Raw genomic sequence first — 13,461 nt, forward strand, 5'->3', positions numbered from 1 at the left:
CTCAGTGGTTGAGGCCCGCAAACACGCAGCCATCGCTGGCCAACAGCGGCGGCGTAATACACAGCCCGCGCGCCACCCCATAGGCCGACAGCACCCGGGGCACATAATTGCGCGTTTCGGCAAAAGGCGGCACGCCGGTGTGCGTCGCCACCGCGCCCTCCCCCGCGTTATAGGCGGCCAGGGTCAGGATCGGATCGCCATTATAGCGGCGCATCAGACTATCAAGAAAGGCGATGCCGCCTTTGATATTGTCGCGCGCATCAAAGGCATCCATCACCCCAAAGCGGATTGCCGTGGCAGGCATCAGCTGCATAACGCCCTGCGCGCCCGCCGGGCTGACCGCAGCGGCATTGCCACCCGATTCCACATAAAGCACAGCCAGCGCCAGCGCGGGCGAGACTTCGGTGCCGACGCTGCCGATCAATAAATCCGTTCCATAGCTGCGGGCGAGATCCTGCATCGCCTGCAATCGTGGCGGCTGCAACGCGCCGCGCCCGGCATCGGACTGAATGGCGCGCATGGCATCATCCAGACGCCCCGGCCCAATCGCCTCTGTTGCGGGGGCCACCGCATCCCAGAACCAATCATATAAAGAAACCGCGCCCTCTGGCGCGGCCGCGCTTTCCTCAGTTGGCTGCGCGACCGCGCCGGGAACGCCAACAGGCGGCACCGCAGGATTGGCGCGCTCTTCGATCTGCACGGTGATACGTTTGCTGCTGCCCGCGGTCGGCGGCTTGATGCGCTTGGCGTCAAAATCAGGAAAAGGCGCGGGCCCTTCGGCCTGCGCAGCGGCAGCGACCATCAGCCCCGCCAGAATCAGGATTGTTCTAAAGATGCCCATGCCTCACCGGCTTTATACGCTCTGCTCAGCCTTATGATGTCAGCAAATGCCGCGCAGAACCAGAAAAACGCCCTCAAAAGCGGGATTCAGGCGGCAAAACACCCTATTCAAAAGGGTAGGTTTTGCTATTTTCGCGCAAAAATTTAAGATTATTAAGAAAAAGTTGAAATATATTTTCCTATAAAATCAGCATCTTAACCACTAATTTCCTCAAAAGTTAACGCCCCCTAAAATCGCACCATTCGTGCCCAAATCGTGCCCCAATCTCAGGGCTATATATGCTCATACCAAGTCGGGAACAGGCCAAAGAGAGAGACGGCCACAACGGACCCGACACGGTCGAAACTGAACAAACTTGAGATCCTATGGAGGGACCTACCATGATGAAATTTATCAAAAACTTCCGCAAAGACGAAGACGGCGCAGTAACTGTTGACTGGGTTGTTCTGACCGCAGCCGTTGTTGGCCTGGCAGTCGCAGCTTATTCCAGCATTCAAACTCAAACAGCGCAGTTGGCTGGTGAAATCGCGACATCAGTAAACGGCGAAGCAGTGGTTGACACAGCTCTGTCAACTGCAGCCACCGCGCAATAACCTAAGCCGCAGCGGTTTGGTTCACAGAATCCTTAAGGGCGCGCTTCTGAAATCAGGGCGCGCCTTTTTTGTGTCATTTGTGATGAAAGAACAAAGCCGTCGATGTCGCGCGAGGCAGATTTATTAACTGATAATCTGACCTCACAACGTTGGAGCAAAAAACATGAAAACGTTCCTAATGCGATTTATTGACCGGGAGTCTGGCGCGGTCACTGTTGACTGGGTTGTTCTTTCAGCCGGGACAATCACCCTGGTCCTTGCGGTTATGGGTTCAGTTCAAACCGAGACTGCAGAACTCACAAGCGATGCAGCAACCGTCATCCAGCAGCAAGACCCAGCTCGGGAAATTCCTGAAGCGAACGGCAGTTAGTGCGCCCAGTATCTAGGCACCGCTTACGTACGTAGCCGCCTAATGCGCAAAGTTGCCTAGTCACCAACTTAGTATTGCCACAGTTTTCGACGACTTTGGGTCAGAAACAAAAAGTCTTGTAAACTCTTGAGGATATCACCATGCGTGCAATGTTTGCTCTTGTCCTACTGGTCGGCCTTGGCCTCGCAGGCTTTGCTGTCCACATGGCGCAGAATTACGTCGAAAGCTATCAGACCGCCCTTGCCAAAGAGCGGCAGACCAAGCAGCCGGCGATCAAAACCACCGATATTTATGTGGCCAATGCCTCGCTGAAATTCGGCGAGAAGCTTGAGGAAAAACATGTCCTCAAGATCAAATGGCCCGACAATTCCATGCCTAAAGGCGTGTTTCTGGAAAAAGACGACCTCTTTCCCAATGACAACGCCGAGCCGCGTCTTGTCACCCGCCCGATGGAGCCGGGTGAGCCGATCATGGCGATCAAAATCACCAAACCCGGCGAAGACGCCGGCCTGACCACCCGCCTGCAAAAAGGCACCCGTGCCTTTGCCATCCGTGTGGATGTGGCCAGCGGCGTCTCTGGCTTCTTGCGTCCGGGCGACCGCGTGGACGTCTATTGGACCGGCACCGCCGACGGAGCGGAAGAGGGCAACCGCAGCTTTACCAAGCTGATCCAGGCGGGCGTTGATCTAATTGCGATCGACCAGACCGTGGATACCGACAGTGTCGAAGGTTCTATCGCGCGTACCGTAACGGTGGCCGTGAAACCTGAGCAAGTCGCCGCGCTGGCGCAGGCGCAGAACTCTGGCAAACTCTCGCTCTCGCTGGTTGGGGCCCTGGATGACACTGTGGCCGAAACCGTCGAAGTTGATCAGATGAAGCTGCTCGGCATCGAGCGGGCCGAGAAAAAAGTGGTCGAAATTCAGGAAAAACCCAAGGTCTGCACCATCCGCACACGCCGTGGCGCAGAAGTGGTCGAAATCGCGATCCCCTGCTCTAACTGAGCATAATCAAGACCTTAGCGCAGCGCCCCGGACAGGGGCGCTGTTTGCTTGTGCGGCAGTGTTGCCCCTGACCCACATGCATTTTGCACCAGAAGCCATTGATTCTTGCAAAAAAATGCGAATTGCCGCAGGGTATTGGCAAAGCGGACATCAGATCCGCACCTGAGGCGTGATCGGAGAGGCAGGTCATGACATATCGAAGACTTATTAAGGCGGTTCTCTTAGGGATGACCGTCGCGCTTGCACCCATGGCGGCAAGCCAGCTAAGTGCGGAAACCCTGCGCGTGGTACGCAATGGCACCGGCTCCTTGCTAGCTGTGCCAATGAACCGCGCCGTGGTGGTCGAAAGCGACACCCCCTTTGCAGAGCTCAGCATCGCCAATCCGGCGATTGCCGATATTTCCACCTTGTCCGATCGCACCATTTATGTGCTCGGCAAATCCCCCGGCACCACCACGCTGACATTGCTGGACGCCACCGGGCGTCTGATCACCAATGTGAACGTCCGTGTCGCGGCGGATATCTCTGAGTTCAAAGAGCGGCTGACGCAGATCCTGCCGAATGAAAAGATCGAAGTGCGCACCGCCAATGACGGCATCGTGCTTTCTGGCACGGTGTCCAGCGCGCAAAAACTGCAACGCGCCATCGAACTGGCCGAACGCTATGCGCCGGAACGTGTGTCAAACCTGATGAGCGTCGGCGGCGTGCAACAGGTCATGCTGAAAGTCCGTTTTGCCGAGATGGAGCGCACGGTTTCCAAATCGCTCAGCTCGTCGCTGGCGATTGGCGGCAGCAATGTGAACGCAGAGACCGGCACCTGGCTGGTCGGAGAAAATAGCTTGGGTGGCGGGACGATTACGCCGCGCGGCGATGCCAATGGCGCGATTGCCTTTGAATTTGGGGTCGGCTCTGTGCAGCTTGGCATTTTGCTGGAGGCGCTGGAAAGCCGCGGCATGGTGCGCACCCTGGCCGAACCAAACCTGACCGCCCTTTCGGGGCAACAGGCGACATTCCACGCGGGCGGCGAATATCCGATCCCGGTGCCACAGGATGACGGCACCATTTCGGTCGAATTCAAACCCTTTGGTGTCAGCCTGCAGTTCGTGCCGCGCGTGGTCGATGGCGAGCTGATCAATCTGGAACTGAATTCCGAAGTCTCCGCGCTCGATGCCGCCAACGGCTTTACCAATGGCTCGATCACCATCAGCGCGCTGACAACCCGCAAAGCCTCCACCACAGTTGAGCTGCGGGATGGCGAAAGCTTTGCCATTGCCGGGCTGCTGAAGGACGATTTTCAGGACACCAACAGCCAGCTTCCATGGCTCGGCGACGTGCCCATTCTGGGCGCGCTCTTCCGCAGCGCTGAGTATCAGCGCAGCCAGTCCGAACTGGTGATCGTGGTGACGGCACATCTGGTGACACCCACACGTGGCGACGCCATTGCCCTACCGACGGATCGTATCAAACCCCCGTCAGAAAAGGATCTTTTCCTTTATGGCCGTGTGTCTGATGGCCCCAACCGCCGTATGCGCGGCGCCGCGGGCGAGGTCGCCAAGCAGGACTTCGGCGGCTCTTACGGCTATGTGCTGGATTAAGGGGTGATGCGCATGAAACAGTTTCTTCTGACCTCCGCCGCCGCCCTGACACTGACGGCCTGCGCCAACACCAATGCCACCTTCCCCTCGTTCTTTCAGGAATCCGGGGCCGTGGTGGATGCACATGGCACCTTTGGCGCGGCGACGACGCATAATGTCGGCGTTCAGAACGGCACCATCAAATATACCGTTGATCTGGCCAATCGCTTTGCCGACGAAGTGCCAAGCATGGTGACATTCGCCTTCAATTCTTCGCAGCTGGACGCCAATGCACGGGCCATCCTGCGTCAGCAGGCGGATTGGATCCGCCAGTTCCCCGAAGTGCGCTTCCGCGTTTATGGCCATACCGATCTGGTTGGGTCGCAAACCTACAACAAACGCCTCGGCCTGCGCCGGGCTCAGGCTGTGGTGTCTTACCTCAGCACGCTGGGTATCAGCCGCAGCCGACTTGAGGCGGTTGTTTCCTTTGGCGAAACACAGCCGCTTGTCGTCACCCAGGGGCGCGAGCGTCGCAACCGCCGCACAGTGACCGAAGTCAGCGGTTTCGTGCAGGGGCACCCAAGCTTGCTGGATGGCAAATACGCCGCGGTGATCTATCGCGAATATATCGCCAGCGCAGTGCCGATTCCGACGGGGGCTGTGCCCTCGGTCAACTCCAGCGAATAAGCAATCCGGTTTCCGTATTGCCGCGGCCCGCCCCCTCGGCGGGCCATTTTTTTGGCCGTTTCCCTTGGGTTAATTGTTCTCGGATTAGAAATAACCGGGCAAATGCCCGCGAAAAGTCGCACGATACCGCACAATTACGGTTTTTTAGCCCAAATCTTGCCCAACTTGGCCGTCAAAAACTTTCCTACAGGATGTTTGTGCCCATTGAGTCGGGCACCGCCCAGAAGACTGCTGAAACAAGGCAAGGCAGGGTGACGTCTAAGGATGATGGCAATGACGAGTAGTAAAACATTCGAAACCGACCCAAACGCGATCCTGGCGTGTACTGTCTGCCGGGATGTGCAGAATTTTGACCTTTTGATCGTCGACATGGAAGAAGTCATGGGCGAGCAATGGGGCGATCTCGGTTTCGAAGACGCATTGCAGTTTTTCAATCAGCCCGAGGCGGAAGCCCTCGAATTCATCGCGCTGGCGATTGACGACCTGGACGAGGACGACCCAGAGATCCTCAAGAAAGTGGTCATTGCAGCCAAGGAAAAAGGCATCAAAACGCTTTTGATCGCCGAAGATGTCACGCCCTCGCTGTTGCACCAATTGCTGCGCATGGGTGCCGATGAGTTTATCCCTTATCCGCCGCCTTCCGGCGAATTGCTCGAAGTGGTGGAAACCCTGCGCCATGCGCCCCCGCCGATGACAGCCCCCACCGCCGAAGCGGCAGCCCCCGCAGCGGCGCAGCCCGCGACAGTCCCGCAGCCAACAGGGGATAATCTGGGGGCCATTTTGGCGACCCACGGTCTTGCAGGCGGCACCGGCTCCACCACCCTTGCCGTCAATCTCGCCTACGAGTTGGCCACCGTCGCCAAAGACAAATCGCCTTCGGTCTGCTTGATCGACTTTGATCTGCAATTCGGCTCGGTCTCCACCTTCTTGGACCTGCAGCGCCGCGACGCGGTGTTTGAGCTTTTGACCGACACCGAAAGCATGGACCGCGAAAGCTTTTATCAGGCGCTGCAATCCTTTGAAGATCGGGTCAGCGTCTTGACCGCACCGGCAGAGATCCTGCCGCTGGATCTGATCACCAGCGAAGATATCGACCGTATCCTGGAAATGGCGGCGCAGAATTTCGACTATGTGATTGTCGATATGCCGACAACGGTTGTGCAATGGACCGAGGCGGTTCTGAACCGCTCGCACGTGTATTTTGCACTGTTGGAAATGGACATGCGCTCGGCTCAGAACGCCATGCGCATGAAACGCGCCCTGCAGGCCGAAGACCTGCCATTTGAAAAACTGCGCTACGTGCTGAACCGCGCGCCGAAATTCACCGATCTGTCCGGCAAGGCGCGGGTCAAACGGCTGGCGGAAAGCCTGGGTATCTCGATCGAGGTGCAACTGCCCGATGGCGGCAAACAAATCATGCAAAGCAGCGACCAGGGCCAGCCTTTGGCCGAACTCGCCGGGAAAAACCCGCTGCGCAAAGAAATCGCAAAACTGGCCCAATCTCTATTTGAGCTGACCGACGACAACAGCAAAGCGGCTTGAGGACACGAAGATGTTTAGCAGATACAAAAAAGACACCAAAGCCAAACCGGTCCCAGCCGCAGCCAAAGCAAAGGCCGCGCCAGCGCCTGCTGCCGCCCCGCAAAAAGCGCCGGAAATGGCCCCTGTGGAACGTGTCACTCTGCGCAAGCCGCTGCCGGCGGCGCATGCACAGGCCGCTGCCAACGACAAGGACCGCAAACGCAAAGAGCGCCTGTCAGAAATCAAACTCGATCTGCACCGCGAGCTATTGGACAACCTCAATCTGGCGGCGCTGGAAAAGGCGTCAGAAAACGATCTGCGCGCTGAGATCAACGCGATCTCAACCGAAGTGCTGCAGGACCGCGCCATCGTGCTCAACCGGCAGGAACGGGATCAGCTGTTTTCCGAACTATACAACGAAGTCAAAGGCTTGGGCCCGCTTGAAACCCTGCTGCAAGATGACAGCGTCAACGATATTCTGGTGAACGGGCCGCAGCAGATCTTTGTGGAACGCTCCGGTAAGCTGGAACTGACGGACATCACTTTCAAAGATGAAAAGCACCTGTTGCGGATCATCGACAAGATTGTCTCGGCTGTGGGCCGCCGTGTGGATGAATCCAACCCCTATGTGGATGCGCGTCTGGCCGATGGCTCCCGTTTCAACGCCATGGTGCCACCGATTGCGGTCGACGGCTCGCTGGTGTCCATTCGTAAGTTCAAAAAAGACAAGCTGGGCATTGATGACCTTGTCAACTTTGGGGCCTTCTCCGAAGAAATGGCCGCGTATTTGCAGGCCGCCGTGGCCACCCGGCTGAACGTGATCGTCTCGGGCGGGACGGGCTCTGGTAAAACCACCACGCTCAATGCGCTTTCGTCTTTCATCGACGACAGCGAACGCATTTTGACCATCGAAGATACCGCCGAATTGCAACTGCAACAGACTCATGTGGGTCGTATGGAAAGCCGCCCGCCGAACGTCGAGGGCAAAGGCGAGGTTTCCCCGCGCGACTGTCTGAAAAACGCCCTTCGGATGCGGCCAGATCGCATCATCGTGGGCGAGACCCGCGGCGAAGAAGTGATCGACATGCTGCAGGCGATGAACACCGGCCACGATGGCTCCATGACCACAATCCACGCCAACTCTGCCCGCGATGGCGTGTCGCGACTGGAAAACATGATTGCGATGGCCGGGATCGAAATGCCGCTGAAAGCGGTGCGCAGCCAGATTTCTTCGGCGGTCAACCTGATCGTGCAGGCCAGCCGCCTACAAGACGGCTCGCGCCGCATGACATCCATCACCGAGATTACCGGCATGGAAGGCGATGTGATTTCCATGCAGGAAGTCTTTCGCTTTCAGCGCACTGGCCTGACGCCGGAAAACAAGATCATTGGCCATTTCACCGCCACGGGTGTGCGCAGCCACTACTCAGAACGTTTCCGCATGTGGGGCTATGATCTGCCCGCGCATATCTATGAACCGACAGCAGGATAAAACCGATGCCCATAAGCCCAGAACTCCTGATCTACGGCCTGATTTTCGTTGGCGTTGTTGTCCTTGTCGAAGGGGCCTATCTGACCGTTTTCGGCAAATCCATCAGCCTGAACAACAAGGTGAGCCGCCGACTTGAAATGCTGGAGCGCGGCACCGCCCGTCAGGATGTGCTAGAGCAGCTGCGCAAAGAAATGGTGCAGCACGCCAAATCACGCTCGATCCCGCTCTATTCGCTTCTGGCCGCCAAGGCACAGAAAGCCGCGATCGCCTTTTCGCCCAAACAGCTGATTCTGATCATGGCTGCGCTGTCTGCTGTGGCCTTCATGGGTCTCACCATCGGCACCCAATCCGGCCCGGCGACCAATGCCTTGCTGGCGGTCGCCTCTGGCGTCGGCGGGGTCTATGCCTGGGTCAGCATGAAAGCGGGCAAACGGGTTGCGATGATCGAAGAGCAACTGCCGGACGCCATTGAACTGATGGTGCGTAGCCTGCGCGTTGGGCATCCGTTTTCTTCGGCCATTCAAATTGTTGCCAAGGAAACACCGGATCCATTGGCCACCGAATTTGGCATTATCGCCGATGAAAATGCCTATGGTCGCGACATCAGTGAATCGCTGAAAGAACTGGCCGAACGGCTCGACATGCAGGATCTGCGCTTTCTGGCGGTCGCCGTGACCATCCAGCAGCAGTCAGGCGGCAACCTGGCCGAGATCTTGGCCGGCCTGTCCAAAGTGATCCGCGCCCGCTTCCGCCTTTTCCGCCGGGTCAAAGCCATCACGGCCGAGGCCAAGTGGTCCGGCAAGTTCCTGTCGGGCTTCCCGGTCGCGGCGCTGATCTTCATCAACCTGTCCGATCCCAATTATTATGACGAAGTGGCCGATCACCCCTGGTTCATCATGGGCTGTATCGCAGTCGGTCTTTTCCTCGCCGCCAACCTGATCGTGATGCGCATTCTCACGAATATCAAAGTCTAAGGAGCGTTCAGATGTCCTTTCTTGAAACGATGACAAACACAATGACGGGCGCGCTTGGTCCCTTTGGGCCGATCATCCTGGTGGGCGGATTGGGTCTTTTGATCATTGTCGGCGCAATCATGATGATGCTGCGCGACAAGAATGACCCCCTCTCAAAGCTGAACAAAACCGAAAGCCGCCCCAGCGCCACCAGCAGCAAGAAAGAAAAGCTGCGCCGCGCCAATGCCAACGAACAGCTGGAAAAATACAAATCCTTCCTAGAGCCGCAGGACGCCGAAGAACTGTCCTCCATGCAGCTAAAGCTGTTGCAGGCGGGCTATCAGTCGCGCGATGCGGTGCGGGCGTTTTATCTGGCGCAATTTGCTTTGGGCATCACCGGGCTGGTGCTGGGTGTGGCCTATTTCACGCTGGTGCTGAACCCTGAAAACCCCACCCCCACGCAAATGGTGCAATGGGTGCTCGGCCCCGGTGCGGCGGGTTATTTCCTTCCAAAATACTGGATCACCCGCCGTGTGGAGACCCGCAAAGAAGAAATCATCAATGGCTTTCCGGACAGCCTTGATATGATGCTGGTCTGCGTTGAGGCCGGGCAGTCGCTGGATCAGTCCATCATTCGCGTCGCCGCCGAGCTGCGCGCCAGCTATCCGTCGCTCGCCGATGAATACGAAATTGTCGCCAATGAAATGAAAGCCGGTAAAGACAAATCCACGGTGCTGACCGACATGGGCGAACGCTGCGGCGTAACCGATGTATCAAGCTTCGTGACCGTGATGAACCAATCGGCCTCTTTCGGGACACCCATTGCCGATGCGCTGCGGGTCTATTCGGCGGAAATGCGTGACAAACGTGTGATGCGCGCCGAAGAAGCGGCAAACAAGTTGCCAACCAAGATGACCCTTGCCACAATGATGCTGACGGTGCCGCCGCTCTTGCTGATCCTGGTGTCGCCGTCTGTGATGAACATTACGCAGATTTCTGCCCAGTAGGTCCGGTGACAACACATAATCGCAGGGCGCTAAGTACAGCGCTGACAATTCTGACCCTTTCCTTGGCCGCCTGTTCGCAGGGCGGCCTCGGTGTATCTGGCGCAAGCAAAGACAGCCCCTTTGCCCCGGCGGTCGACCCGCGCGGCGCGGCGGTGGACCCGGTGCTTGTCGGCCATCGGCTGATGGATGCGGGCGAATATGAACTGGCGATGCGCGCCTATACCCGCGCTGCGGTGGATCAGGGGCTGACCCCGGAAATCCTCGCAGGGATTGGCACTGCCAACCTGCAACTTGGGCGTTTGGGGCAGGCCGAAGAGGTGCTGCGCGACGCGCTTAAGGCGGATGAAAGCCTGCCGGAAACCTGGAACAATCTGGGCGTTGTGCTGATGGAGCGGGGCAAAACCGCGGAGGCCGCGCAGATCCTCAAGAAAGCCTATGCACTGGACAATGGCGAAAGTGACGCAATTCGCGACAATTTGCGCTTGGCGCTCGCAAAATTGGAAAATCCTGCTTATGATGGGGCGCAACAAAAAGAAGACTTCAAATTGGTACGCCGCGGCAGCAACGACTACGTGCTCAGGCGCACCCCATAGGCAAGAGCAGCAAAGGACGCAGAAAATGCGCCACACCCTTCTTGTGAGTCTCACTCTGACTGCCGCGCTGACGGTTGCGGGCTGTCAGAAAGCAGGGGATTCAGACGTTGACCGCGCGCTGGAAAGCGTGAATGCCATTGACGAGGCAAACCTGTCAGACATCATGCTGACCATTGCCGATCCCAATGAATCGGTGGCCTATTTCACCCGCACCCTATCGGAAAAGCCTGATCGCATTGATTTGCAGCGCGGGCTGGCCGTCTCGTTGATCCGCGCCAAACGGCACGAAGAGGCTGTGGTCGCCTGGCGCAAAGTCACCAAACATCCCGAAGCGACCAATGATGATCGTGTGGATCTGGCAGATGCGCTGATCCGGTCGGGCAATTGGAAAGAGGCCGACGCCACGCTTGATGGCGTGCCGCCCACGCATGAGACCTTCAAACGCTACCGGCTTGAGGCCATGGTGGCGGATTCTGCGCAAGACTGGAAAAAGGCCGACAGCTTTTATGAAATCGCCGTGGGGCTGACGACCAAGCCGTCCGGGGTTTTGAACAACTGGGGTTATTCCAAGCTGACGCGCGGCGATTTCTCCGAGGCCGAGCGCCTGTTCGTCGATGCCATCACGCAGGACAGCAGCCTCTTTACCGCCAAAAACAACCTTGTTCTGGCGCGCGGGGCGCAGCGTAACTATTCGCTGCCTGTTGTGCCGATGGAGCAGACCGAAAAGGCGCAGCTGTTGCACACGCTGGCGCTGTCGGCGATCAAACAAGGCGATGTGGAAATCGGCAAAGCGTTGCTGCGCGAGGCGATTGACACCCATCCGCAGCATTTTGAATTGGCGGTGCGCAGCCTGCGGGCCTTGGAAAACGCCTGATGTCGCTTTCTGCCTCGGCAGCCCTGTGGTTCCTGCCCTTTGTCGCCCCGATTTGCCTCTATGTCGCCTGGAGCGATATGCGCGCCATGAAAATCCCCAACCATTCGGTTGTGGCGCTTTTTGCGGTATTTGCCGTGATCGGGCTGATCGCCCTGCCCTTTGACAGCTATCTCTGGCGGTATCTTCACCTTGCCGTTGTTCTGGTGATTGGCATTGCGCTGAATGCCGCCCGGCTGATCGGCGCAGGCGATGCCAAATTCGCCGCTGCGGCCGCGCCCTTTGTGCCCGCCGCGGACCTATCGCGCCTGGCGTTTATCTTTGCCGCCACGCTGCTGGCGGCCTGGGTCACGCACCGCGCAGCGAAACATTCCGCCCTGCGCCGCCTCGTGCCGGACTGGGAAAGCTGGCAGCGCAAGAAAGACTTCCCCATGGGGCTGGCCCTTGGTGGGACCTTGCTGATCTATCTGGCGCTTGGGGTCATGCAGGGCCAGTAAGGCGACGCATATGTCGCGGCATCTTCCGATCGCTGCCGCAAAACCGCCATCTTCTCTTGCAAACTAACGGGCAATACCGCGTTTAGCTGAAGGTCTTGCCATGAACATGCCGCTTCAAACCCCGGAAACCCGCGTCACCGCGCCCCCTGCGCCCAAAACGCTTGAGGACATGCAGCTGCCGCTGGTCATGATGCGGGATATCCTGCTGAAAACCATGTTCCGCAAAAATGTCGACATGGTGTCAGATGTGGCCGAGGCGATCTGCCTGCCGACACAGGTCACGCAAGAGCTGATTGACATGGCGCGCGAACAGCGGCTGCTGGAAGCCACCGGCACGCTGAACGCCAACAGCGGCAATGAAATGGGCTATCAGCTGACCGACGCCGGCAAGGCGCGGGCGCTGGATGCGCTGGCGCAATCGGAATATTTCGGTGCGATGCCCGTGCCGCTGCATGTCTATGACCAGCAGATCAAACGCCAGTCGATCCGCGATATTCAAATCACCCGCACGCAATTGACCGACGCCATGGGCCATCTGATCCTGCCAGACAGCCTGCTGGATCACCTTGGCCCCGCGGTTTCCGCCGGACGCTCCATCCTGATGTATGGGCCGCCCGGCAACGGGAAATCGTCAATCTCTAATGGCATTCGCAAGGCGATGGGCGACAAGGTCTATGTGCCCCGCGCCATCGAATACGCCGGTCAGGTGATCACCGTCTATGACCCCATCGTGCATTCCAAGGCTGAGGCCGAAGTGGATGACCCCAACAGCCTGCGCCGGCGGCGCGGTTTTGACCGCCGTTATGTGCGCTGCGACCGCCCTACGGTGGTGACTGGGGGCGAGCTGACGCTGGACATGCTGGACCTAGTGTATAACCCCACCGCGCGCACCTATCAGGCACCACTGCAATTGAAAGCTGCCGGCGGTATTTTCATCGTTGATGACCTTGGTCGCCAACAAGAATCCCCTCAGGCGCTGGTCAACCGCTGGATTGTGCCGCTGGAAGAAGGCCGTGATATTCTGGCGCTGCAATCGGGCGAAAAATTCGAAACCCCGTTTGACACGCTGGTGATCTTTTCCACCAACTTCCACCCGAACGAGATTTTTGACCAGGCTGCGCTGCGCCGGATCTTTTTCAAGATCAAGATCGACGGCCCGGATCAGGAGAACTTCCTAAAAATCTTTGCGCTGGTCGCCAAACAGCGCGGTATGCCGCTGGATGAGGCGACGCTGGTGCATCTGCTGAAACGCAAATACCCCAGCATTGACAATGTCTATGCCAACTATCAGCCAGTGTTCCTGATCGACCAGATGATTTCGATCTGCAATTTTGAGGGCATCCCACATCAGATGTCACCCGAGCTGATCGACCGCGCCTGGGCCAATATGTTTGTGAAAGAGGAACATATTGTAAAATAAGGCCCGCCGGGCGGGGGATGCGTTGCAACACGGCGCAATTT

The 13,461-nt window shown here is 57.9% G+C and carries 13 protein-coding genes; 12 read left to right on the top strand and 1 reads right to left on the bottom strand.

The genetic code is table 11. From position 1 onward, the window contains the following. Position 1 precedes the first annotated feature (1 nt). Positions 2 to 841 (bottom strand): lytic transglycosylase domain-containing protein, encoded by an 840-nt coding sequence (locus N6L24_RS07950; protein WP_271844142.1) that lies wholly within the window; start codon positions 839 to 841, stop codon positions 2 to 4. Between the two features lie 380 nt (positions 842 to 1,221). On the opposite strand from N6L24_RS07950, the gene N6L24_RS07955 reads away from it, so the two are divergent. The 12 genes from N6L24_RS07955 to N6L24_RS08010 all read left to right on the top strand — a co-directional run bounded on the left by N6L24_RS07955 (position 1,222) and on the right by N6L24_RS08010 (position 13,420). Continuing rightward, positions 1,222 to 1,434, top strand: coding sequence for a hypothetical protein (locus N6L24_RS07955; RefSeq protein ID WP_271844143.1), 213 nt, complete (start codon positions 1,222 to 1,224; stop codon positions 1,432 to 1,434). Positions 1,435 to 1,944: 510 nt separating this feature from the next. After that, the gene (cpaB, locus tag N6L24_RS07960; protein WP_271844144.1) at positions 1,945 to 2,805 is read left to right on the top strand and encodes a Flp pilus assembly protein CpaB; all 861 of its coding nucleotides are present in this window, start codon (positions 1,945 to 1,947) and stop codon (positions 2,803 to 2,805) included. 188 nt (positions 2,806 to 2,993) lie between these two features. After that, positions 2,994 to 4,400 (top strand): type II and III secretion system protein family protein, encoded by a 1,407-nt coding sequence (locus N6L24_RS07965; protein WP_271844145.1) that lies wholly within the window; start codon positions 2,994 to 2,996, stop codon positions 4,398 to 4,400. 12 nt (positions 4,401 to 4,412) lie between these two features. Next, positions 4,413 to 5,066 (top strand): OmpA family protein, encoded by a 654-nt coding sequence (locus N6L24_RS07970; RefSeq protein WP_271844146.1) that lies wholly within the window; start codon positions 4,413 to 4,415, stop codon positions 5,064 to 5,066. 273 nt (positions 5,067 to 5,339) lie between these two features. Continuing rightward, positions 5,340 to 6,608 carry an AAA family ATPase gene (locus N6L24_RS07975; protein WP_271844147.1) on the top strand — a complete coding sequence of 423 codons (1,269 nt, stop codon included), beginning with the start codon at positions 5,340 to 5,342 and terminating at the stop codon, positions 6,606 to 6,608. Between the two features lie 10 nt (positions 6,609 to 6,618). Beyond that, positions 6,619 to 8,079: a CpaF family protein gene (locus N6L24_RS07980; protein WP_271844148.1), complete on the top strand. Its 1,461-nt coding sequence runs from the start codon at positions 6,619 to 6,621 to the stop codon at positions 8,077 to 8,079. A 5-nt stretch (positions 8,080 to 8,084) separates the two neighbouring features. Continuing rightward, on the top strand, positions 8,085 to 9,053 hold the full coding sequence (locus tag N6L24_RS07985; RefSeq protein WP_271844149.1) for a type II secretion system F family protein: 969 nt from the start codon (positions 8,085 to 8,087) through the stop codon (positions 9,051 to 9,053). 11 nt (positions 9,054 to 9,064) lie between these two features. Continuing rightward, positions 9,065 to 10,039: a type II secretion system F family protein gene (locus N6L24_RS07990; RefSeq protein WP_271844150.1), complete on the top strand. Its 975-nt coding sequence runs from the start codon at positions 9,065 to 9,067 to the stop codon at positions 10,037 to 10,039. Positions 10,040 to 10,044: 5 nt separating this feature from the next. After that, positions 10,045 to 10,632 carry a tetratricopeptide repeat protein gene (locus N6L24_RS07995; protein ID WP_271844151.1) on the top strand — a complete coding sequence of 196 codons (588 nt, stop codon included), beginning with the start codon at positions 10,045 to 10,047 and terminating at the stop codon, positions 10,630 to 10,632. Between the two features lie 25 nt (positions 10,633 to 10,657). Beyond that, positions 10,658 to 11,506: a tetratricopeptide repeat protein gene (locus N6L24_RS08000; RefSeq protein WP_271844152.1), complete on the top strand. Its 849-nt coding sequence runs from the start codon at positions 10,658 to 10,660 to the stop codon at positions 11,504 to 11,506. Continuing rightward, a complete protein-coding gene (locus tag N6L24_RS08005) occupies positions 11,506 to 12,000 on the top strand; it encodes a prepilin peptidase (protein WP_271844153.1) in 495 nt (164 codons plus the stop codon). The genes N6L24_RS08000 and N6L24_RS08005 overlap by 1 nt, the downstream gene beginning before the upstream one ends. A gap of 106 nt (positions 12,001 to 12,106) precedes the next feature. After that, positions 12,107 to 13,420 carry an ATPase gene (locus tag N6L24_RS08010; RefSeq protein ID WP_271844410.1) on the top strand — a complete coding sequence of 438 codons (1,314 nt, stop codon included), beginning with the start codon at positions 12,107 to 12,109 and terminating at the stop codon, positions 13,418 to 13,420. Positions 13,421 to 13,461: the final 41 nt, after the last annotated feature.

Origin of the sequence: Cognatishimia sp. SS12 (assembly GCF_028369055.1) — a bacterium.
In the GTDB taxonomy this organism is placed as follows: Bacteria; Pseudomonadota; Alphaproteobacteria; order Rhodobacterales; family Rhodobacteraceae; genus Cognatishimia.